General features: G+C 55.5%; 20 protein-coding genes. 5 read left to right on the top strand and 15 right to left on the bottom strand.

The features are described from left to right. Positions 1 to 91: 91 nt before the first annotated feature. Together FE783_RS06545 and FE783_RS06550 are read right to left on the bottom strand one after the other, a co-directional pair. The gene (locus FE783_RS06545) at positions 92 to 1,444 is read right to left on the bottom strand and encodes a sensor histidine kinase (protein ID WP_138878540.1); all 1,353 of its coding nucleotides are present in this window, start codon (positions 1,442 to 1,444) and stop codon (positions 92 to 94) included. Beyond that, positions 1,441 to 2,127, bottom strand: coding sequence for a response regulator (locus FE783_RS06550; protein WP_138878541.1), 687 nt, complete (start codon positions 2,125 to 2,127; stop codon positions 1,441 to 1,443). The genes FE783_RS06545 and FE783_RS06550 overlap by 4 nt, the downstream gene beginning before the upstream one ends. 231 nt (positions 2,128 to 2,358) lie before the next feature. On the opposite strand from FE783_RS06550, the gene FE783_RS06555 reads away from it, so the two are divergent. Genes FE783_RS06555 through FE783_RS06570 form a run of 4 tightly spaced genes read left to right on the top strand, consistent with a single transcriptional unit; the run spans position 2,359 to position 4,658 of the window. After that, positions 2,359 to 2,559: a DUF5957 family protein gene (locus tag FE783_RS06555; protein ID WP_138878542.1), complete on the top strand. Its 201-nt coding sequence runs from the start codon at positions 2,359 to 2,361 to the stop codon at positions 2,557 to 2,559. A 6-nt stretch (positions 2,560 to 2,565) separates the two neighbouring features. After that, complete coding sequence (locus tag FE783_RS06560; protein WP_238402892.1) at positions 2,566 to 2,976, top strand: DUF6220 domain-containing protein; 411 nt, start codon at positions 2,566 to 2,568, stop codon at positions 2,974 to 2,976. Next, positions 2,973 to 4,421: a multicopper oxidase family protein gene (locus FE783_RS06565; protein ID WP_138878543.1), complete on the top strand. Its 1,449-nt coding sequence runs from the start codon at positions 2,973 to 2,975 to the stop codon at positions 4,419 to 4,421. The genes FE783_RS06560 and FE783_RS06565 overlap by 4 nt, the downstream gene beginning before the upstream one ends. A gap of 36 nt (positions 4,422 to 4,457) precedes the next feature. Continuing rightward, positions 4,458 to 4,658 carry a DUF5957 family protein gene (locus FE783_RS06570; RefSeq protein WP_138878544.1) on the top strand — a complete coding sequence of 67 codons (201 nt, stop codon included), beginning with the start codon at positions 4,458 to 4,460 and terminating at the stop codon, positions 4,656 to 4,658. 72 nt (positions 4,659 to 4,730) lie between these two features. Here the strand turns inward: FE783_RS06570 and FE783_RS06575 are convergent, their stop codons facing one another. The 5 genes from FE783_RS06575 to FE783_RS06595 form a co-directional block, all read right to left on the bottom strand. Further along, positions 4,731 to 5,789, bottom strand: a complete 1,059-nt coding sequence (locus tag FE783_RS06575; RefSeq protein ID WP_138878545.1) for a Gfo/Idh/MocA family protein — start codon at positions 5,787 to 5,789, stop codon at positions 4,731 to 4,733. 82 nt (positions 5,790 to 5,871) lie between these two features. Beyond that, positions 5,872 to 6,675 (bottom strand): pyruvate, water dikinase regulatory protein, encoded by an 804-nt coding sequence (locus tag FE783_RS06580; protein WP_138878546.1) that lies wholly within the window; start codon positions 6,673 to 6,675, stop codon positions 5,872 to 5,874. A 17-nt stretch (positions 6,676 to 6,692) separates the two neighbouring features. Continuing rightward, positions 6,693 to 7,334: a helix-turn-helix transcriptional regulator gene (locus FE783_RS06585; protein ID WP_138878547.1), complete on the bottom strand. Its 642-nt coding sequence runs from the start codon at positions 7,332 to 7,334 to the stop codon at positions 6,693 to 6,695. 176 nt (positions 7,335 to 7,510) lie between these two features. After that, positions 7,511 to 10,288 carry a pyruvate, phosphate dikinase gene (gene ppdK, locus FE783_RS06590; RefSeq protein WP_138878548.1) on the bottom strand — a complete coding sequence of 926 codons (2,778 nt, stop codon included), beginning with the start codon at positions 10,286 to 10,288 and terminating at the stop codon, positions 7,511 to 7,513. After that, positions 10,281 to 10,445, bottom strand: coding sequence for a GapA-binding peptide SR1P (locus tag FE783_RS06595; protein WP_238402893.1), 165 nt, complete (start codon positions 10,443 to 10,445; stop codon positions 10,281 to 10,283). The genes ppdK and FE783_RS06595 overlap by 8 nt, the downstream gene beginning before the upstream one ends. Before the next feature lie 460 nt (positions 10,446 to 10,905). On the opposite strand from FE783_RS06595, the gene FE783_RS06600 reads away from it, so the two are divergent. Further along, a complete protein-coding gene (locus FE783_RS06600) occupies positions 10,906 to 11,403 on the top strand; it encodes a hypothetical protein (protein ID WP_138878549.1) in 498 nt (165 codons plus the stop codon). A gap of 3 nt (positions 11,404 to 11,406) precedes the next feature. Here the strand turns inward: FE783_RS06600 and FE783_RS06605 are convergent, their stop codons facing one another. From FE783_RS06605 to gap, 8 genes are all read right to left on the bottom strand, one after another. Beyond that, positions 11,407 to 11,910, bottom strand: a complete 504-nt coding sequence (locus FE783_RS06605) for a DUF1572 family protein (RefSeq protein WP_138878550.1) — start codon at positions 11,908 to 11,910, stop codon at positions 11,407 to 11,409. 105 nt (positions 11,911 to 12,015) lie between these two features. Next, positions 12,016 to 12,846 (bottom strand): alpha/beta hydrolase family protein, encoded by an 831-nt coding sequence (locus tag FE783_RS06610; RefSeq protein WP_138878551.1) that lies wholly within the window; start codon positions 12,844 to 12,846, stop codon positions 12,016 to 12,018. 93 nt (positions 12,847 to 12,939) lie between these two features. After that, positions 12,940 to 13,932 (bottom strand): Gfo/Idh/MocA family protein, encoded by a 993-nt coding sequence (locus FE783_RS06615; protein WP_138878552.1) that lies wholly within the window; start codon positions 13,930 to 13,932, stop codon positions 12,940 to 12,942. Then, positions 13,929 to 14,954, bottom strand: coding sequence for a Gfo/Idh/MocA family protein (locus FE783_RS06620; RefSeq protein WP_138878553.1), 1,026 nt, complete (start codon positions 14,952 to 14,954; stop codon positions 13,929 to 13,931). Before FE783_RS06620 ends, FE783_RS06615 begins: the two co-directional genes overlap by 4 nt. 16 nt (positions 14,955 to 14,970) lie before the next feature. Further along, positions 14,971 to 16,257, bottom strand: a complete 1,287-nt coding sequence (locus tag FE783_RS06625; RefSeq protein WP_138878554.1) for a neutral/alkaline non-lysosomal ceramidase N-terminal domain-containing protein — start codon at positions 16,255 to 16,257, stop codon at positions 14,971 to 14,973. Between the two features lie 244 nt (positions 16,258 to 16,501). Further along, positions 16,502 to 18,136 (bottom strand): type 2 periplasmic-binding domain-containing protein, encoded by a 1,635-nt coding sequence (locus FE783_RS06630; RefSeq protein ID WP_138878555.1) that lies wholly within the window; start codon positions 18,134 to 18,136, stop codon positions 16,502 to 16,504. Positions 18,137 to 18,800: 664 nt separating this feature from the next. After that, positions 18,801 to 19,889: a GDSL-type esterase/lipase family protein gene (locus FE783_RS06635; RefSeq protein ID WP_138878556.1), complete on the bottom strand. Its 1,089-nt coding sequence runs from the start codon at positions 19,887 to 19,889 to the stop codon at positions 18,801 to 18,803. A 100-nt stretch (positions 19,890 to 19,989) separates the two neighbouring features. Continuing rightward, positions 19,990 to 21,024, bottom strand: a complete 1,035-nt coding sequence (gap, locus tag FE783_RS06640) for a type I glyceraldehyde-3-phosphate dehydrogenase (protein WP_138878557.1) — start codon at positions 21,022 to 21,024, stop codon at positions 19,990 to 19,992. Between the last annotated feature and the right edge of the window lie 788 nt (positions 21,025 to 21,812).

Genomic DNA, 21,812 nt, shown 5'->3' on the forward strand with positions numbered 1-21,812 from the left:
TAAGCGCGCCCGGTTAAAACACGGGGAGCCTTCCGCATTGGAAGGCTCCCTTTTTTGTTGCAGTTTACATGGAGTAGGAATCGGCCCCGCCTCATGCGCGCGGCAGCGTGACGGTGAATGTCGTCCCCCGCCCCGGAGCGCTTGCCGCCTCGATCGAGCCGCCGTGGGCCGTTACGAACTCTTTCGCGATCGCCAGCCCGAGCCCCATGCCGCCCCCATGGCGAGTTCGAGCCTCTTCCGTCCGGTAAAACCGGTCGAACAAGAACGGCAAATGCTTGCTCTCGATGCCGATCCCGCTATCGGCGATCGCGATTTTCATTTGACCGCCCTCCCCGTTCCGGCCGGGTTGTTCCTCGATGACGATTGCAACTTTCCCGTCTTCCGGCGTATAGCGAACCGCGTTGACGAGCAAGTTCAGAAACACTTGGGTCATCCGGTTCGGATCCGCGTCGGCCGTCGGTTTATCGCCGGAGCTGTCGATCGTTACTTCGATCCGCTTCGCTTCCGCGTCGGGGGTGATTCGCTCCGCGATTCGTTCCAGCAATTCGCGCATATTCGTAGGCTTCCGTTCGAGCGGCAGCTTTCGCGCTTCGGCCAGCGACAATTGATGAAGCTCGTCGACCATCCGCGTCAAGCGGATCAAGTCGTCCTGCAGCGGGAGCAAGCTTTCCGGCTCGACCGGCTCGCCGCGCTGCTGAACGAGATCCAGCTTGCCGCGAATGATCGTCAGCGGCGTCCGCAGCTCGTGCGCGACGTCGGCAACCAAATTTCGCCGCGCCTGCTCGGCGCGCTGCAGTTGGCCGGACATGGCGTTGAACGACTCGGCGATCCTTCCGAATTCGTCCTTCGTCGTCACCGGCGCCTGGACGCCGAGTTCTCCTTTCCCAAGCCGATCGAGTACGGGAATCAATTGGCGCAGCGGCGCGGTTAGCCGTTTGGATAACAAAAATGCGACGAGCAGCGAGACACCGGCGAAGACGATCGCGCCGGCAAGCAGCAAAAACGTAACCGAACTGCTGATGCCGATCCGCATAATAGATACGGAGGCCGCTTCCGGATCGTAATAATAAAGCTTGCCGACCGTTTCCCCGCCTGCGTGCACGTCGGCCTGTATACCCAAACGGTAGACGGCTTCGGCATGGGCGTTTCCCGCCTCGAACAGCGTCTTGCGATCGGGCGACAATAGCAGCAAACTGACGATCGGATTGCGCTGGGCCATCTCGTTTATCGTCACGGAATTTCTTACGCCGTTCCACGATCCGCCGTTTTGTTCGTAATAGCCGGCGAAAAGCTCCGACCATTCGCGGGTTTCTTCGCTGCGGTCGATAATTTGCACATGCTCGAGCGTTGCCCGCACGACGAACAGCGTCACGAGTACGAATAAGACGCTCATCGCGACGATGATCGAAGCCATCGCCGCAAACAGCTTCCTTCTGACGCTCATGCGCGGTCACCGAAACGATAACCGAACCCGTAAACGGTTTGGATATAGGCGGGATTCGCCGGATCGTCTTCCACTTTTTTGCGAATCCGGCTAATATGGGCGTCTACTGTCCTTTCGTCGTTCAGCAAGTCGTCCTCGAGAGCCGACTGAAGGAGTTGAAGCCTGCTGTACACGATTCCCGGCTTGGCGGCCAGCGTCAGCAGCATTTTGAATTCCGTCGGCGTCAGTTGAATTTCATTCCCCCTTTTCCACACACGGCACTGCGCCTCGGAAATCGATAGTTCCCCGCGCTCCATCGTCTGCACCGTCGTATCATTGCCGTCCATGCGCCGCAATACGGAACGAATCCGTGCCGCGAGTTCCCTTAGCGAGAACGGCTTGGTCAAATAATCGTCGGCCCCGACTTCCAGCCCGATAATTTTGTCGCTTTCCTCGGCGCGAGCGGTAACCATAATGATGCCGACGCGGCTTAGTTTGCGCAGCTCCCGGCAGACGTCGATCCCGTTCATCTCCGGCAGCATCCAGTCGAGCACCACGATGGATGGCTTGTTTTCTTTCGCCTTTCGCAGCGCTTCTTTTCCCGTGCTCGCCGTAATCGTCTGAAACCCTTCCTGCCGCAAAAAAGGCTCCATAAATTCCAGCACCTTTTTCTCGTCGTCCACGAGCAGCAGCGTATGACTCACGTTCGTTCCCCTCTTTCCAACAACCTTGTTTCCATTCATTATACATAGTCTTCATCGGCTGTTGGGAAAATTCACGGGAAACGCAAACGATCGCAATAGGTTCACAACATTTGGGAATAAAGTTCAACAAAACCGCAACGGTTCGTCAAAAGTTCACAACATCGTTTTGCTACAATGCCGATATACAGCGACGATCTTGATATCGCCGCGGACGAAAGGAGGATGTCCGAGTTGAAAAAAGCAGCGATCGCTACGCTTGCCGTGATCGGCGGCTTTATCGGAGGTTTCGTAGTGTCAGAAGTTATCATCATGATCGGCTTTACGATGTTCGGCAGCGTGAGAGGGATCGGGTTTCTCTCGACCTTACTGCCTTTCGCCGGAGCAGGCGCCGCATGGATGATCGTCATGAAAGTTCAAAAGGAGAGGAGCTGATCGATCGTGGATTCCAATCGTATCAAAAGCGGGCGCGTACCTGTCTCACGCTATATATACCTAGGCTTGTCCTGGGGACTCGTCGCCTGCATCGTCATTCAAGTTTTCATCGCCGGGCTAGCCGTATTCGGCGAACCGTCACACTGGCACAGCCACGTCCTGTTCGTGCATCTGTTCGAGTATTTACCGCTGCTCATGCTTCTATTCGCTTTCATCGGAAAGCTACCGGCCGCGCCGAAATGGCAAAGTTTCGGACTGTTTCTGCTCGTTTTTTCGCAATACTTGACGGCCAATCTGCCCGGCACGGGTGCGCTTCATCCCGTCATCGCGGTCGCGCTGTTCTGGTTTTCATTATCGGTGGCGAGACGCGCCGGCGGCTATATCGCGAAATCCGTGGAAACGAGTGCAAGCAGATGAAAATCGGAGCGACGTTTTTACTCAACCGAATCTGCATCCCGATCTTATGCATCGTCGTATGCTTGGCCGCTTCAGCCTGCGGCAACCGGAACCTCAAATTTCCGGAAGAAATCGATATGGGGCATACGGGTATGAGCGGACACGAAGGCCACGCAGGCAGCACAATATCGACGGGAAGCGAACGGTCATGCGAGAAATTGGTGGAGGCAAAGTCCGACGGTCCCACGCGTACGTTCGAGCTGACAGCGGCGAAGACGAGCGCAAACGTACCGGGCGGAAAAACGACGAAAGCTTGGACGTTTAACGGCTCTACGCCGGGCCCAGAGCTGCGCGTCCGGGAAGGCGACCGGGTCGTCGTCAAGCTGTCCAACCAGGACATCGGGAAAGGCGTGACGATCCATTGGCACGGCGTCGTTCTTCCGTGCTCGCAGGACGGAGTGGCCGGCGTCACGCAGGATGCGGTAATGCCGGGCGAGCAGTTTACGTACGAATTCGTCGCCAAGCATCCGGGCACGTACTGGTATCATTCCCATCAGCAAAGCTCGGAACAGGCGACCATGGGACTCATCGGACGGCTGATCGTCGAGCCGAAGTCGACGACTTTCCGGTATGATCGCGATTATGCCGTTACGCTGCAAAAGCTGAACGACAAGCAATATTTGACGAACGGCCGGGCTGATGGATTAGCGCTGGAGGCGAAGCCGGGCGAAACGGTCCGTTTGCGTCTCATCAACGCCTACAACGAAGTGCAATGGATGGGCGTAGCCGGAGCCGATTTCCGGGTCATATCGATGGATGGCCAGGATTTGAACGGTCCGAGAGCGTTAAACGGCGAATGGATCCCGATCGGCGGGGGGCAGCGCTACGATCTGCTGATCACGATGCCCGAGAATGGTCAGGTCCAAGTGTACAGCAAGGAACGTAAAGAATGGAACATCGCGCTCGGTCAAGGACGGGCGCCGGAGAAACTGGACAAAGACGCGAAGGAATTCGATTTCACGTCGTACGGCACGCCGAAAGAAGACGGCATTACGCCGCAAATGAAATTCGATCGCTCTTATAATCTGGAGCTCGGCCTTCTCGATATCAACGGCCGGCAATTTCACGAAATTCCGCCGCTTGTCGTAAAAGAAGGCGATTGGGTCAAAGTGCGATTCGAACATAAATTCGGCGGCCCCCATCCGATGCATTTGCACGGGCACATATTCAAGGTGCTGACGAAAAACGGAAAAGCGTTGTCGGGAAGCCCGATTTACGCGGACAGCATTTTACTGCTCCGGGGAGACGTATATGAAATCGCGTTCCGGGCCGACAATCCGGGTCTGTGGATGGAGCACTGCCATAATTTGGGCCATGCGGCGAACGGCATGACGATGATGGTCAATTACGAAGGGGTGACGACGCCGTTTCGGGTCGGAACGAAATCTGGGAATTTGCCGGATTGACCGGCAAACGATTCATCGCAGGCGGAGGGGATTGCCATGAAGACGCTAATCGTCGTTTTATTCGGCTTGATCGGCGGCTACGTATTCGGAATCGTGTTGGCGGAAATCGTCGGAATCGTCAGCTTTCTGTTGTTCGACCGTCCGGTCGGCGTCAAATTTCTCCCGATTTTGTTCGCCGTGCTTTGCGCCGTCGTCGGATCCGTTTCGGTACGGCGCAAGGCGGGATCGGCCAAATGACCGGGAGCGAATATGAGCGAAAAAAAAGCCCCGGTCCCGGATGGGATGGAGCGCATTCGGTTAAGAACAGGGTCAGAAGTAAATTTCTTTGCCTTGCTCGGCGGATTCGTATATACCGCATAGCATTTTCATAATTTCGACGCCGTCCTCGACAGGGCTGATCGGCGTTTTGCCGGTCAGGCAGCAGTCGACGAAATGGTTGATCTGGTTTTGGAACGCTTCGTTTACGTTCAAGCCGAGCGAGTTTACTTGCGGAGTCACGTTCAGGATCGTATCGTACTTCTCCGTAATGATAGCGAGCTCGGGCTCGATTTCGCAGCCGCCTTTATCGCCGTACAGCTTGGCCGATATTTCGTTCTGCTTGGCGTGCAGCGTAAAGCTGACGTCCACCATGAGCGAGGCGCCGTTCTCGAAACGGATTACCGCGTTCGCCAAATCTTCGACCGTATTTTTGGAAGCGTCGTAATCGGCTGCCTTATAGAAATTCAAATGCTTGACGTTCGACCGGTTGCCAAGCTTGTAATACGTGTTGCCGCTGATCGATTTCACTTTGGGCCGGCCCATCAAATACCAGCAGACGTCGATCATATGCACGCCCAAATCGATGAGAGGGCCGCCCCCGGAACGGGACTTGTCCGCGAACCAGCCGCCCGGATTGCCGAGACGCCGCAAGCAGGACGCTTTCGCATAATAGATTTCGCCGAAGTCGCCGTTGTCGATAAATTGCTTCAGCATTTGCGTGTTCGAGCCGTACCGGCGGACGAATCCGACCTGCACCATCTTGCCCGTGCGGCGAACCGCTTCTTCCACGCGCAGAGCCTCCTCCACGGTAGTACTGAGCGGCTTCTCCACCAGAACGTGTTTGCCCGAATTAAGCGCGGCAATCGCCAGATCGGCGTGCGTATTGTTCCAGGTGCAGACGCTGACCGCCTCCAGCTCCGTGTCGGCCATCATGTCGGCTATATTTGTATACACTTTGGAAAAGCCGTATTTCTCGGCCAACTTTTTCGCACGCTGCTCGTTCAAATCGCAAACGGCGTACATGTCGACGTTCGGATTGTTTTTGTACGAGCCCATATGCAGCTCGGAAATCGAGCCGGCTCCGATAACGCCTACCTTCAGCTTGCTCATGATCGTCTCCCTTTCTTCTCCTTGAAGTAAGAACCTACTATAGAATAACGGAGAAGGGTTGGCGAGACAACCATTATATTCGCTATAAATAACCCAGTATGATTCCAGCCGTTTCTTCGATCGCTTTATCCGTGACGTCGATAACCGGACAGCCTATCCGCTTCATAATATCGTGCGCGTATTCCAGCTCCTCGGATATGCGCTGCAGCGTGGCATATTTGGCGCCGTAAGGCAGCCCTACGGCGCGAAGCCGCTCCGTACGGATTTTGAGCAGCTGCTCGGCATCCATCGACAAGCCGACGACTCGGCTGCCGGGAAGCTGCATCAGCTGCTGCGGCGGCTTCACCTCCGGCACGAGCGGAAAATTGCCGACTTTGTACCCTTTATGCGCCAAGAAAATGCTGAGCGGCGTCTTCGATGTCCGCGATACCCCGATCAGCACGATGTTCGCCTGCAGCAGCAAGTTCGAATCGCGTCCGTCGTCGCATTTAACGGCGAATTCGATCGCCTCGACTCTGCGGAAATAGGCGTCGTCCATTTCGTGCAGCAAGCCGGGCTTGCGCTTCGGCGAATCGTTGAACGTATCGATAAACGCCTGCATCATCGGACCCATGATGTCCACGGCGCGCACGCCGAGCCGGATCGATTCTTCCTTCATCATCTCGCGCAGCTCGGGCTGGACGAGCGTAAACGCCACGAATCCGCCGCTTTTGGCCGCTTCCTCCGCCACCGCGCGGACTTCATCCTCGTTTTTGATATGACTGACCCGCTTAATTTTCACTTGATGCGCATCGAACTGGCGAATCGTCGCCCGCACGACCGCTTCCGCCGTCTCGCCGACCGCGTCCGAGCAAATGTATATGATTTGCTGCCGTTCCTCGTTCATTTCCGTCCTCCCATCGATTACAAGTCCACGGCGCCGGTCAATCCGACCAACAGCTTCGTCATCGTCGTTTTCGTAATACGGCCGACCACTTCCCATTTGGCGGGATCGTCCGGATGCGGTACGACGACCGGAAGGCTGTCCACCTGATGATGAATCATTTTGCGTCCGGCTTCAAGCACCGTTTCGTCGGGCGTCGCGACAAACACGTTCGGATGACGCGTCATGACGAGACTGACCGGCATCGTCGAAGAGCCCGGATTGCCGAGCGTCACCTTCAACAAATCTTTGCGCGAGATGACGCCGACCAGGGCGCTTGATTCGTCGGCGACAATCAGGCTTCCGACGTTCTCCATGAACAGCGTGACGACCGCATCGTGCACCGTTGCCGACTCGCGTATGATAACCGGCAGCGACTGTACCGATTTTACTTTCAGCTGGGCGGCTTCGGTTGTTCCTTTCTCCTCCGGCGCGGCCGTCTGTCCCGGAAAATAGCCGACCTTCGGCTTGGCGTCCACGTGGCCGAGCATGACGAGCAGCGCTAGATCGGAACGGATGGTCGGGCGACTGAGACCGAGCATTTCCGCGATCTGTTCGCCCGTAATCGGCGCGTTCTGACGAACGAGCCGAACGATTTCCAACTGGCGTGGCGATAACTGCATGGCGCCCCCCCTCCTCGAACGGAAGCCGAAAGCTATACGCTTTCGGCTCATTCATTCCATAAGGCGCGATCAAAAAAATCAGAACAGCTATTTTGTTGATCGCGCCCAATCCTTATCCTCTATGTTAGCTCGGAAACGGAAAAGCTGCAAGCGGACCGTTGGAACCGGACTTTACCCTATACTTCCACAGCCGCCGCAACGGCTTCGCGCTCCGAAGCAGCCGCTCCGCCGACAGGTCCGAGGACGATACGGGCTTGCGCCGCCGCGATGCGGGCAAGCGGAATGCGGTATGGCGAGCAGCTCACGTAGTCGAGCCCTGCGGCATGGCAGAAGAAGATCGATTGCGGATCGCCGCCGTGTTCGCCGCACACGCCCGTCTTCAGATCGCGGCGGACCGCCTTGCCTTTGTTGAGCGCCCATTCGATCAGCTGTCCGACACCGTCGCGGTCCAGCGTCTGGAACGGATTGTCCGGCAGCAGCTTGTGATCGACGTAATGGCTCAGAAACTTCCCTTCCGCATCGTCCCGGCTGCAGCCGAACGTCATCTGCGTCAAATCGTTCGTCCCAAACGAGAAGAAGTCGGCGCATTCGGCGATTTGGCCTGCTGTAAGCGCGGCGCGCGGCACTTCGATCATCGTGCCGACTTTGTACTTGCAAAGGCCGGCCTGATCGCCCAAAATACGCTCCGCCGTCCGCTCGACCCGCTCCCTCAGGAAGCGAAGCTCATTGACATGCCCGACGAGCGGCACCATAATCTCCGGAATGACCTTCACGCCATCCTTGATGCAGATTAGCGCGGCACGGAATACCGCTTCCGTCTGCATATCGTATATTTCCGGGAACAGCACGCCGAGCCGGCAGCCTCTCTGGCCGAGCATCGGATTCGCTTCGTGAAGCGAACGTACTTTGCGCAGCATGACTTCCAATTCCGTGAGCTGTACGCGACGTTCGCCGGTTGCATCACCGTCCGCTCCGATTTCGGCGGTCAGCTCGGCCACGCGCTGACGAAGCTCGTCGGCATTCGGCAAAAATTCGTGCAGCGGCGGATCAAGCAAGCGAATCGTCACGGGCAAACCGTCCATGGCCCGGAACATGCCTTCAAAGTCTTCCTGCTGCATCGGCAGCAGCTTGGCTAGCGCCTTTTCTCGTTCCGGCTTCGTCTCGGCCATAATCATTTCGCGTACGGCCGGGAGCCGTTCCGGTGCCAGGAACATATGCTCCGTACGGCACAAGCCGATTCCTTCCGCGCCGAATTCGCGCGCTTTCGCGGCGTCGACAGGGTTGTCCGCATTCGCGGCTACACGCAAAGTGCGGATGTCGTCGGCCCAGCTCAGCAGCTTCAGCAGCTCCTCGGACATCTCCGCCGCCCTGAGCGGTACTTCTCCGCGGATGACTCGTCCGGTCGAACCGTCAATCGATACCGCATCCCCTTCGCGGATGACGATCTCGCCCACCCGAAGCTCCCGCGCCTCGATGTCGATACGCGCTTCCTCGCAGCCGCAAACGCACGGCTTGCCCATGCCGCGGGCAACGACGGCCGCATGACTCGTCATCCCGCCGCGACTCGTCAATACGCCTTCGGCGGCCAGCACGCCGTGAATGTCTTCCGGCGTCGTTTCCGCGCGGATCAGAATGACCCGCCGTCCCGCACGAGCCCGCTCTTCGGCTATATCGGCGTCGAATACGGCTTCGCCGGTAGCCGCACCGGGCGAGGCAGGCAAGCCGGTCGCCACGACGTCTAGATTCGCATCCGCCGGAATCGCCGGATGCAGCAGCTGGTCGAGATGCCCGATCTCGATCCGTGCGATCGCTTCCTCCCTCGTCAGCAACCCTTCGCTTACAAGGTCGGCGCTAATCTTCATCGCCGCCTGCGCCGAGCGCTTGCCTCCGCGCGTCTGAAGCAAGTACAGCTTCCCGTGCTCCACCGTGAATTCGATGTCCTGCATATCGCGGTAATGCCGTTCCAGCCGCTCCGCCGTTTGCTTCAAGCTGGCGTATACGTCCGGCATATCCTTCTCGAGCTCCGCGATCGGCAGCGGCGTACGTACGCCCGCCACGACGTCTTCGCCTTGGGCGTTCGTCAAATATTCGCCGAACAGCACATTCTCGCCTGTGGACGGGTTGCGCGTAAATACGACTCCCGTACCGCAATCGTCGCCTTTATTGCCGAATACCATCGCTTGTATGTTGACGGCCGTTCCTTGCTCGTCGGGAATGCGATTCACCTTCCGGTATACTTTCGCCCGGGCGTTGTTCCACGAGCGGAACACCGCATCGATCGCGAGCCACAGCTGCTCGTCGACGGATTGCGGGAACGGTTTACCGCATGTTTTTACGATCAGCTCTTTATACTGCCCGATGAGCTCGATCCAGCTGTCGGCCTGCACGTCTCTGTCATGCTCCGCGCCGACCTTGTGCTTCATTTCGTGGAGCAGCTTCTCGAACCGGATCGGCTCGATGTTGAAGACGACGTTGCCGAACATTTGAATGAGTCTCCGGTAGCAGTCGTATGCGAAACGGCCGTTGCCCGAGGCGGCGGCAATTCCTTTCACCGTCTCGTCGTTCAGGCCGACGTTGAGAATCGTATCCATCATGCCCGGCATCGAGGTGACGGAACCGGAGCGGACCGATACTAACAGCGGCCGCCCGGCATCGCCGAACTTCTTCTGCTGCTTCCGTTCCAGCTCGCGAAGCGCGGCTTCGACTTCGTTCGTCAGGCCGTCCGGCATTTTCTCGCCGGAAGCGTAGTAAGCCCGGCATGCATGCGTCGTTACTGTGAAACCGGGAGGGACGGGCAGCCCGGCGTTGGTCATTTCCGCCAAATTGGCCCCTTTCCCGCCCAAATCCGCTTTCATTCCCGCGTTGCCTTGCTCGAACGATTTCACCCAGCTGCTGCCGTGATTGTTGAAGCTATGAGTGCTTTGATCGCTACCTGTACCGTTACCGTTATTCATCGTTCGCTTCCCCCTGTCGTATCCCGTTCCGGCAAGATTCCTCCCGGCAGCAGCCATATAGGACTGTCACCTTCTCGGTTTCTACTTCATCAATCCAACGGCCGCAATGCTGACAAACGATAAGACCCAACTTGACGCTTTGACCGATCGGTTTCATGCCGGATCGCCTCCATTTAATTAAGTTGTTTCATTGCCAAATCACTAACCATAATTCCTTATATAATACATACCATACAATTATTTATGACGCAATATATATTTATCTATTTTCCTTTCAAGTTTATTCCGCACCGCCGCAATTATTCGCGCCCAAACCCGGACAAGCGTTGAATAATATCGTTTTCTCGCCCGGTGCGGATATCCCGTATAAAGACATACAAAAAACCGAAAGCAATCGCATTCCGGTTCAATCTAGTGCATATTTATGACGTCACATTGTTTTCAATTCATCCGCGTTCAGCTTCAGCCGATTCTCCGCAAACTCCCAAACCGTCCTGCCTGCCAAAACAAGAGCAATGCGATAGCCGGCTGCAGCATGGGCGGATTGGCCCCGCCATGAACGCGGAAGGGCGGCTGTACATACACATAGGATATAACCTAATCGGGAGAGATGATGCATGATGGAATATAACAATTGGGGGCAGCCGCCGTCCGGAAACGACAAGCAAAGCTTCGACTGGGTCGAGTTCGAGCGGATCATGGACGCTTTGCTTCCGAACGTCGTACCGGGGCTGAAGGGGGACCCGATATCGCGGATCGGGAATTTCATGCGCAATGTCTTTAACGCGGAGCAGCCCGGCCAGAGGCAAGCGGCTTCAAAGGATGAGGCGGGGAGCGAAACGGCGCTGTTTCGGGCGGAAGTGACCGAGACGGAACGGTACGTCAAAGTCAGGATCCTTATTCCGGCCTATGTCGATCCCCGCAAACTGCAGCTGTTCGTTAACGGTCAGACGTTGAAAATCGAAGGTCCTCTCGGCAACAAGCAGACCGTGTATCTCCCCGCCCCGGTCGGATTGAAGGCCGGTCAAGCGGTGTTCCGGCAAGACTCGATCAACATCCGTCTCCGAAAGAGGAGCGACCCCGGCTACAAGGAAGTCTATATCCGGTATCCTTGACGGTTACACCGGATCCGTCCGCTTGACGCGAGGTACCGATGTCGTCACATAGTCGTCCTTCAATTGGAGTTTGGCCAAGTACAGAATTTGCCCGAGATGCTCGGAAAAGTGGCTGGCGCATTGGTTCAGCACGTCGAAAACGGTCGTGTCCCGACCGCGGACCTGCATCGTCCGCAGCCACTCCTCCGGCGCAAGCTTGTTCAGCGCCTCGCTCAACAAATCGAATGTCCGGCCGATCGAGCCGAGCAGCTCCGTTTTGGTTCGATATACCATGTCGAACTCCGCTTCGCGGTCCCGGATGTCGGTCTCGCCGAATATGCCTGCCGAGATGCGCTGAAGGGCATTCCCTTCGATATGGACAATCAGATTGGCAATGCTGTTGTCCCCTTCGCCCGGCCGCCAATTCAGCTGCGATTCGGACAGCTGCATCACAGCCGCGGTCATACGGTTCCGGATCTCCTCGTACTTATGTTCCAAATAAGCTTTGGACAAGCTGTAAAATTCCATCCCGGCCAACTCCTCTCTATAAATGCCATTCTCTACCTAACATGTTACCCGCTGCAGGTCAAAAATGAAACAGAGAGGCCGGAATTTTCTCCGGCCCCCTGCTCGCTATATTTCCCAATTATGCCACTCCCGCTTGCGCTTCTCGTTATAGCTCAGCCAATTGAGCGTCTTGTCGTACAGCTCCCGCTTGCTCTCTCCCGTAGAATACGTATGATCCGCCTGGAAAATAAGCTCCATGTCGCACTGTCCGAACGAGCGCATCCAGAACAGCTTCTGATAAAGGGAGCAATAATCGGCCGGGATCACCCGGTCCGAAGTGCCGTGAGCGAGAAAGACGTCGCCGGAAAACTTGCGCAGCTGCGCGAACGGCTGGTGAGCCGACAGCGACTCGAAAAAGGCCGGACGAAACGTATAGCCCATATAATCCGCCGTTCCATAGCGTACCGAGTCGTCGTACGTATTTTGTCCCACGATGCGGAGAATATCGTTGAACGGATGGGCTACGGCCGACCAGAGCAGCAGCGTCTTCACCCGCCGGTCTTGAGCCGCAGTCAATATGGCTACCGCACCTCCGAGACTATGACCGAGCAGTGTCACCCGATTGACATCCACATAATCGATATCGAGCGCATAGTCCAGCACAACCCGGGTCTGCTCGATCATCGAATCCAAACCGTTCTCCCCGTATTCACCGGTGCTCTCGCCGCATCCGGCGTAGTCGAAGCGCAGTACCATATACCCGGCGGCTGCAAACTTCCGCGAGGCATTGACGAACAGCCGGTCTACGCCGATCCGGCTTCCGATGAAACCGTGGCAAATTACGATGAGCGGACAATGTCCCCCCTGGTTCCCAGTTTGCTCACCCGCCGTAGCCGGGTAATGCAAAGTAGCTTTCAGTTCGATCGAACCGTGTTGAATCGTAATCGCCCGTTCCATCGTGTCGTCTCCTCCGATAATTCCTATATGTTTAGTGTGATTTAAATGTATCATGAGCCCGTATGAATGTCAATCCATATTGCGGCACAATGATTACAGCTTTACCCGGACGGAGGCTCCGCATTCGACCGACTCGTAAGCGGCTATAGCGACAGCCGCGGAGCGCAGCCCATCATCGCCCGTAATCGGAACATTCGTGCCCTTCCGGACCGCTTCTACGAAATCGTGTACCATATATCCCCCCATGCCGTCCCCCCAGTATGACCATTGCATTTTACCGAGCTCGTCGCTGTACAGCTCATTGACTTGCCCGAGCGCATTGACGTCGATCACGCCCTTCGTCCCGATTAGCCGCATCGTGACATCCCCGCCCGTCGGAAACGACTTGGCTCTGGACCAGCTCGGGTCGATTACCGCCGCTACGCCGTTCGCGAACTTGACGTGAACGATGCCGGCATCGTCGATGCCAAGGCCTTCGTGAAACAGCGTACCGGCTTCGGCATATACTTCCTCCGGATCCGACCCCGTAAACCAATTCATCAAGTCCATCACATGAACCGTATGATCCAGAACCGCACCGCCCCCGGACAGCTCCTTCCGTATGAACCAGCGCCCCGGCATTCGTCCGCGGTTCGTTGCTTTAATGGCCATAATATCCCCGATTTCGCCGCGATCCACCGCTGCCTTCGCCTTTATGACGGCAGGTAAATACCGGCAAGGGAATGCGGTCATCAGCTGGACGCCTTGCCGCTTGCACGACTCGATCATCCGTTTCATTTCGTCTACCTTTATGCCGAGCGGCTTCTCGCATAGCACATGCTTTCCGGCCGCTGCCGCATCCAACGTATATTTGGCGTGATACGAGTTCTCGGAACATATGACGACCGCATCGATATCCGTCTCCAGAAGACGCTTATGATCCTCATAGTAGGGAATGCCGCGGCTCTCTATAATCTTGTCTACCCGCTCCCGCTGGTCGTCGAATATACCCGCAATCTCCACCCCGAGAATCGCCGACAGTTCGTTCAAAATGCCGTTCGCATGGGAATGGGCGAAGCTGATCATCCCGATCTTAACCGTCTTCATGCAACTCCGCCCTCCTTCGAGCCGTTCGGGTCGGCAATGGTCAATTTCACCGGCTGTCCGGTATTCGCCGATTCCAGAGCGGCGCAAGCGATCTCTACGGCTCTCCGCGCGTCGCCGACCGTCACGATCGGGTTCGTGCCCGTACGGATGCATCCGATGAAATGCTCGAGCTCCAACCTGTACGGATCCTTGTACATCGGACTTTGTGGAATTTCCACGCCTTCGGTTCCGGTTGTCTCGGTCAAGGCGCGATGGACGGTAATCGATCTGGAGCTGGCGTTATCCGCACGCAAAATGCCGTTCTGCCCGGCGAACTCCACGGAAGTCGCGAAAGGGCCCGGGTATCCCCACATCGCTTCCAGGTTGGCGATCGCCCCGCTGTCGAACCTAAGCGTCGCGGTCGCATATTGCACACCAGGCGCCTTGCGCACGGATGCGAATACCGTATGCACCTCGCCGAGTACCGAACGCATGAAGTCGATATCGTGTATCATCAGATCGAACACGACTCCGCCGCTTTTCGATTCGTCCGCAAACCAGCTTCCCGAGGGCGGATGAAGGCTGAAGCGCTTCGCGTGCGCCACCCCGATCTTCCCGATCGCCCCTGCTTGGGCGTGCTTGAGCAGGTTGGCATATTCGGGGAAAAACCGCAGAACGTGTCCTGCGTATAAATGGACGCCGCTTTGCTCGCACGCTTCCGCCATCCGGTCCGCTTCCGCCGTCGATAAGGCTACGGGCTTCTCGCAGATGACGTGAATCCCTTTCCTGGCAGCCATAACGGCGTACGGTTCATGCAGATGGGTCGGCAGCGCGAGCACGACCGCATCCAGCCGGCCGCATCGCTCAAGCAGCAGCTCGCCGTTTGCGAACCATCGGGCGCCAAGCTTCTCAGCCTCCGCTTCGGCAGCAGGCGACGTACTGGATACGGCCGTCAGCCGAACCCCCTCCATGGCGGACAAATGACGGGCAAACAGCTTGCCCATCGTTCCGAAGCCGATGACGGCAACCTGCATCGGTTCCATATGGTTTCCCCCCTAATTATCGGATCATCTCCGCCAGCTTGGCGCGAAGCGTCCCGTCTATACTTTCATCGAATCTTCCCGGCATATGGAAATAGTACGTGGACAACACCGGCTCATAGCCGCCGTATGCAATTTGCTCCTTCGTCGGCACGTATCCGATCATTCCGTTCGTATAAGGAACCGGCAGTACCGCTCCCCCGGATAGTTCCTTGATCAGCAGCCCGTATTCGACTACGACTTCCGCGTTCATCGTCAGCAAAGACAGCCCTTCGGCGATGTCGATCCGGTTCATTTCCAAAGTCAGGCTGGTCGGCCGCTCGTCCGGCTTGCCGAGCATTTCATGCGCCCATTCGTCATAGGGGGCTTCCCCCTTAGCCGCAATGCTTTCCAGCTGCTCCCGCGTCTCCAGCGGCTTCAAAGGCAGCGGCAGGCTGCATGCCTTTCCGTGAAGCATGACCGGCCTTATACGTTCCATCTTCGCGTTCAGGACACCGGTTACCGTGCCTGCAAGCTGTTCCCCGAAATAATCGATGATGTCATAATCGTCGGTCAACTCGGCAGGGGCGCTCGATGTAAAAATATTGATGTCTCCGCAAGCGCCCTGAAGGAACATGCATACCGTCTCTCCGCCCAACTGCTGCTCCAGCGTCTCCATCGCCTTCCCGGAAAACTCGGACGAGACGTAATTTTGGCTCGTCGTCACGGGATGGCAAGCGTAGTGGACAACGACCGCTTTCGTGGAGCCCGATCCGCTTTGGAAACGGACAACCGAAACTTCAGGGTCCATCGGCCCTTCCGTATTCGGCCCGCCATAGATGCGGCCATTTGCATATTTGCGTCGCTGCACCCCGATATACGATAATGCCGCGCCCCGCTCAACGGTAACAGGCTCCGCATTCGCTTCGGCCGCAGCGATCGCTTCGACCAGCTTGCTCTCCAGGAAGTCGACGTATTCGGCGTCCGCTTTGCCGAGCAACCGATGAAACCGGAAGCTGGTCTGCGGACCGGAATGGCTGTGCGTGCCGTTCAGCACGATCGACTCCGGCTCGAGCCCCCACTTCTCGCGCAGCTTAGTCCGGATATGTGGCATCCGGTCCGAACCCCACCATAGCAAATCGGCGGACACGATGACCGCATTGCGTACGCCCCCGTCGTCCTGCCGCTGGCGCAAGTAAAGCGCCCTCAAGTAAATGCGGCTGCGAATCCCTTCATAGGGCATATTTTGCCTGACCGCAAAGCCTGCCAGCGGCACCGCTTTCTCGGGCGTAATATCGACTTTGGCGCATCCGAGCTCCAAATTCATGTTGTACTCCCTCCTCTTGACTTTCGTTCCCGTGATCTATGTTACCGGACGTACTTGCCGGATACATGCCATTTCGATAAGGAGACTGGACATTTTATGATTGATTGAAATAACCCCAGAAGTGGAGCCTCTCTTCGAAGCTTATTCCAATTCCTTTGCGGGGAACCCGAAATTTATAAACTCTATATAGGTAAAAAACGGCCGCAGGATCACTCCCGCAGCCGTTCTATGCCTCGGACTTGCATCAGTCCGATTTAAACGTAATTTTTCTGCCCAGTGCGGTCGTCGTCTGCTCCGCGTACGCATCGAAGATCGCTTTCGCCTTATACTTGTTTAGCAGCTCATCCAAATATTTCGGCCAGTTCGAGGAATCTTTCTCGTCGAACAGCACTTTGATTTGCAGCGCACGCATTTCTTTACGGTAAGCCCCGATGTCGAGCCCTGTCGGAGGCGCCACGTTCGTGCCCAGCTCGTAGAACTTCAGCTTCTTGAATGCTTCGAGAATGGCGCGGTCATGATCCGTCTCGCGCGGATCGACGATTTGCAGGCCGATGGCCGCAGGATCTTTGGCGTTATACGAGAAGACGCTGCCCCAAACTTCCGTAAAGTTTCCGTTCGAGACGATATCTTTCTGGATCGCCTCGGGAATAAGCGTAATTTTGTTGCCTTCTTTCTTGTAGTGGACGCCTTCCTTCCCGAAGTTCGCCAGCAGGTAGCCTTCCGGGCTCGCCAGCCACTCGAGAATTTCGATCGTGCGCTTCGCCTTCGCTTCCGATGTCTTGGCGTTAATCAGGAACGGCACTCCCGGAAGCGGGGAATACGTGACCGGCACGTCGCCCGCAATGTGGAACGCTTCAAACGTCGCATTGGTATTGCCCGTAACTTCGCGCGTCTTCTTCTGGACGCTGTTGTTCGAATTCTCGAAGGCGATATCGCGGGTGCCGCCGAAGAAAATGCCGACTTTGCCCTGCTGGACTTTATTGATGTTCTCGCCCGCCTTGTTCAGGAACCAATCCGGGTCGATGATTTTCATCTCCAGCGTTTTGCGGATGTCGTCGATCACCTTCGCGGTGCGCAAGTTCGTGCCGCTGTCGATCAGGTTGTTGTTTTTATCGATATAGAAGCCCGGAGTCAAGCCGTTTTTGAACCATTCGGGCATATCGTTCGGAATCGTCGTCCCGGAGCCCGTCGTCGTATAGCCGTACGTATCGTTTTTGCCGTTGCCGTCCGGATCGTTGAACGTGAACGCTTTCATGACGGCGATCATTTCGTCATAGTTGGTCGGAACTTTCAGCTTCAGGCTCGGGTCCTTTTTGTTAAGCGCATCGATCCAGTCTTTCCGGACGTAATAGGTGCCGTAATAGTTTTTCGGAAACGGAACGGGAGCCCTCTTGAATACGCCCTGCACCTGGTAACGCTTCAGTTCTTCGGGAGTGACCCATTTGAAATAGTTCGGCATATTTTGCGGAGTTACATATTTGCTTAGATCGGCAACTACGTTGTCCATAATGTAGCCGTTGGATTTGGCTCCGTCCGCGTGGAACATGTCCGGGGCGTTGCCGGCTGCAAGGAGCAGGTTCAGCTTGTTCGAGAACTCCTCGCCCATCGCCATGTAATCGAGCTTCAGTTCGACGTTGAATTTTTCCTCGATCGTCTTCTTGATAAAGTCTTTGTCTCCGCTCGGCAAGTTCGAGCTGTTCGTTGGAACCGCTGTCATCCAATACAGCGAAAGCTTCTCTTTTTTCTGCTCCCCGGATTTCGACGGGTCTGTGGAGCTGCCGGAGTCGGAGGATGGCTTTTGTTCGGCTTTGCCGCAGGCGCTTAGTACGAGAGCCGCAGCGACGGTTAGGACTGCCAATTGTTTAAATTGCTTTTTCAATACGTTGACCTCCCAGGTGTCTGAAGTGGATAATACGAACGCGTAAACCCTCTTTCATGAACCGCTTACAAATGAGTCGCAAATTCACCTCCGGGCCGTAGTAAGTCCTACATGCGTGCGTAATATCTGTATAAGACATGTATACAACCTAGCAAGGCTACCTCTATAATATAAAGATTTATGCGGCATTCGTCCATCTACAATAATTTGCAATGCAAGCCGAATCGCACGAGAGGTTCAAACTAAGCTGTATTATACATGTATATATTACAATTGTTTGCCCGATTTGAAAAGAGAAATTTTACGCGATCCGGCAAAATGAACCGTACATTCAAGCATGCCGCCGTCTGCATCACTTTGAAGAACCACTGTGCCGGCTTATGAACGAACTGGCTCGAATTGTCGTTACCATACGTTCGGGGCTGGATAAATCCGTTGCCAATCGATCTTGCAACCGATCATCTCCGGCCGCTTGTCCAAAGTGGTGGTGTAAGAAAGAGAGAGACTGTCGATATGCCAGCGAGCGAAGCCCGCAATGAAGTCTTGTAACCGACAGTCTCCATCGTGGAGTGAATAATAACCTGTATGATAGTTGTTTTATATTTTAACTATACCAAATGACGGATTGTTCGTGCAATAGGCCAAATGTTTACATGGCCTGGAATCAGAAGGCGAAACGGCTTCCCATACACGCACGGACGGTGGAAAAGCCCGAATGCGGCGCTTTATTATATGCCTCGTTTATACGGAGCTCGACAACGATCCGATCCCCGTCCAATTTGATCGGCACATAGACGGACGGTTCGTCGGCAAGCTTAGTCTCCATATGTAAAGGTGCTTCCGCTCCCCCATCCGAACCTCCATATTCGATAAAATCCAAGGAGACTTGTTCCGCCCTGCCGAATCCGGCAAGCGGAGCATCATAATCGATTATGGCTTCCAGAACAAGACCGCGAAAAACGAGCGGCAGACCGTGCCACTGGGCAGCGTAATGATAAGCGAGCGATTGAAAGCCCGAACGGGACGGATGTACATCATCCGCGAACAACGCCGGATTGACTCCATATCCGCGGCTGCGATCAATGGACCACTCGTAATAGTCGACTACGGTCGCCCCGTAGCTCGGCAGCTTGTCATGCATCCAACGGTTCATCCGGATAATCTGATCGCGAAATTCCGGCGTAGCCGCATTATGTTCGCCCATATCGGAAAATATACAAATAATGCCGCGCTTTGCCGCGTCTTCCGCCATCTTCAGCAAATGCTCTTGAATAAAAGCATCCTGCTTGCCTTGAAACACGTCGTTGATTCCGGCGACGATAAACACGGCATACGCTTGTCCCGGTAAAGTCCTGTCGCCTCTGGCATCCGCGGGGTCGAACGTCTCGCCCAGAACGTCGCGTTTCCACCTCGCCCAAATCTGGTCCGTCCGTTGGCCGCCGACACCGTGGTTGTACCAGTGCATGCCGGTAATGGTGCCGAACTCGTAGGAAAGCTGTCCGGGCTTATTCCGATGATTCGCATCGAAGCCGGGGGCGCCCTCTTTCCTTAGACGGCCGTGCGTTTGCGGGACGCCTTCACTGATACTGTCGCCGATCACAACGCCGAACGGCAGAGTGAAACGGATTGCCTCACGGCCACCGTCGCTTCCCGCTGCGGGTGTAACCGGTACTGTAAAGCCGTTCATCCGGGCCGAATGTTCGCTGATCAGCCCGGTGCGGTGAGTGGACGGCAATGTAACGATTCGATTCAAAACGGTCTTCTCCCTTCCTATAGTGCGTATTCTTACTCATCGTAGCCGATAAACGCGCGGAAGGGTAGACCGTGATTTATTATGGCCGGACGATCCTTGACTAAATTGCGGCTTGAACGACCGGATGCGACCGCGAACAACGCTCCGTCATAAGCGCGGCGTCGATAACCCGGCACGCATAGCCCCATTCGTTGTCGTACCACGCGAGAAGCTTCATTTGATTTCCGGCCGCAGCGAGCGACAGCCCGTCGATTGTCGCGGATTTGTCGCACCCGATATAATCGGCCGAAACGAGCGGTTCTTCACTCCAGTCGACGTAAGGAGCGAACGGGCGGCTTGCCGCCGCCGCCTTCAGAGCCGCCGCCGCCGCTTCCCGGCTCACCGAATCTCCGAGCTCGACCGTAATGTCGGCCAGCGATACGTTCGGTACGGGAACGCGCAGCGATACCCCCTCGACTACCGGGGCAAGATGCGGCAGAACGCCGGACAGCGCTTTGCCTATGCCGGTCGTCGTCGGTACGATCGATTGCCCGCACGCTCTGGCGCGGCGCAAATCTTTATGCGGATTGTCCAGATGATTCTGATCGTTCGTGTACGCGTGTACGGTCGTAACCCATGCCCTTATTACCCCGAACTGCTCGTCAAGCATGCGCAGCACCGGAGCGACGCAGTTTGTCGTGCAGGAAGCGGCGGAAATGATCCGGTGATGGTCCGGGTCGTACAAATGATCGTTCGCCCCCATCACGACGGTCAAGTCCATATTTTTGCCGGGGGCGGTAATGACTACCCGTTCGGCTCCGCCCTTCAAATGTTTAGCGGCGCCTTCGCGGTCGGTAAATTTGCCGGTAGCGTCCATGACGAGGTCTACCCCCAACTCTTTCCAAGGGATCGAGCCCGGGTCCCGCTCCGCGATCACTTTTATCGTCTTCCCATTGATAATCAAGTTCCCGTTATCCGTCGCTATGTCGGCATTCCAACGTCCATGAACAGTATCATATTTCAGCAAATGTGCAATGGATTCTACCGGGTGGGACGCATTCACGACTCTAATATCCAAATTCCCCTCGTCGATAGCGCGGCGGATCAGCAATCGTCCGATTCTTCCAAGTCCGTTTATGCCAGCTCCCATTGTCATATAAAATCCTCCCTCGGCATGATTTGAAGTTTATATTACGTACTATAACACAATTTATTGTGTTTTAAATAGGTTTTTTGTGTATTTATTATGTACTAAATGAATTAATACGTCATATTAATGAAGAAGCTGCGCGTTTCCTAGGCAAGCATGCAGGGATAGTGGCAAAATGTCCTTATGGCGAGGAAATGATATTTATGGTAACAGCACGCCCTTTTTACGTACTACCTTCCACTTTATACCTCTTCAATCGGTCTCTTTGCGGTTCAGCCCCCTATACTCGAACGGCCCGGACCCACTAAATGGAATACCTACAGTATATGTAACAAAAAAGAGCAAATAACGAGCCATAACGGGGAAACCTACAGCTAATTTCGCCATTATCGGCCCAAATAAGGAAATTTGATAAAAAATACTGTAGGTTTTCCAGTTAACTACCCGAGGAAGCAAAGAAATCGAAATAATAACGGCATATTTGAGACTGTCGATTAACTTGTGAGTATAGGAGTGGAAAGTGAAAAGGATACCTTCTGGCGAGTTTTGGATTTAAATTCCAACCACTGAATCCTTGTCAATCAAGGAGTTTAAAACAAGCTGTCTGAGCAGAAGAAGGTATCTTTTCACTTGGAACGGCGGTATTCGCTTCGCTGAGCAGTTAATCGACAGTCTCTATTTTCCAGTTACAGGAGCGGGAACTGTTTCAAATGAGCCGGCTCACGGCTCGGTACATGTATACAAGGCGTCCTTTACGCTTTAGCAAAGTAAAGATTTAAACATTCTATTTTCTG

Source organism: Paenibacillus mesophilus, from assembly GCF_005938385.1.
GTDB lineage: Bacteria > Bacillota > Bacilli > Paenibacillales > NBRC-103111 > Paenibacillus_AB > Paenibacillus_AB mesophilus.

Coding starts and splice junctions, on each gene's coding strand:
- ppdK (WP_138878548.1), bottom strand. CDS start 10,288: ATGAATAACGGTAACGGTACAGGTAGCGATCAAAGCACTCATAGCTTC.
- FE783_RS06575 (WP_138878545.1), bottom strand. CDS start 5,789: ATGAGCAAGCTGAAGGTAGGCGTTATCGGAGCCGGCTCGATTTCCGAG.
- FE783_RS06615 (WP_138878552.1), bottom strand. CDS start 13,932: ATGAAGACGGTTAAGATCGGGATGATCAGCTTCGCCCATTCCCATGCG.
- FE783_RS06570 (WP_138878544.1), top strand. CDS start 4,458: ATGAAGACGCTAATCGTCGTTTTATTCGGCTTGATCGGCGGCTACGTA.
- FE783_RS06605 (WP_138878550.1), bottom strand. CDS start 11,910: ATGGAATTTTACAGCTTGTCCAAAGCTTATTTGGAACATAAGTACGAG.
- FE783_RS06545 (WP_138878540.1), bottom strand. CDS start 1,444: ATGAGCGTCAGAAGGAAGCTGTTTGCGGCGATGGCTTCGATCATCGTC.
- FE783_RS06565 (WP_138878543.1), top strand. CDS start 2,973: ATGAAAATCGGAGCGACGTTTTTACTCAACCGAATCTGCATCCCGATC.
- FE783_RS06625 (WP_138878554.1), bottom strand. CDS start 16,257: ATGAATTTGGAGCTCGGATGCGCCAAAGTCGATATTACGCCCGAGAAA.
- FE783_RS06595 (WP_238402893.1), bottom strand. CDS start 10,445: ATGAAACCGATCGGTCAAAGCGTCAAGTTGGGTCTTATCGTTTGTCAG.
- FE783_RS06610 (WP_138878551.1), bottom strand. CDS start 12,846: ATGGAACGGGCGATTACGATTCAACACGGTTCGATCGAACTGAAAGCT.
- FE783_RS06600 (WP_138878549.1), top strand. CDS start 10,906: ATGATGGAATATAACAATTGGGGGCAGCCGCCGTCCGGAAACGACAAG.
- FE783_RS06580 (WP_138878546.1), bottom strand. CDS start 6,675: ATGAACGAGGAACGGCAGCAAATCATATACATTTGCTCGGACGCGGTC.
- FE783_RS06585 (WP_138878547.1), bottom strand. CDS start 7,334: ATGCAGTTATCGCCACGCCAGTTGGAAATCGTTCGGCTCGTTCGTCAG.
- gap (WP_138878557.1), bottom strand. CDS start 21,024: ATGACAATGGGAGCTGGCATAAACGGACTTGGAAGAATCGGACGATTG.
- FE783_RS06620 (WP_138878553.1), bottom strand. CDS start 14,954: ATGGAACCGATGCAGGTTGCCGTCATCGGCTTCGGAACGATGGGCAAG.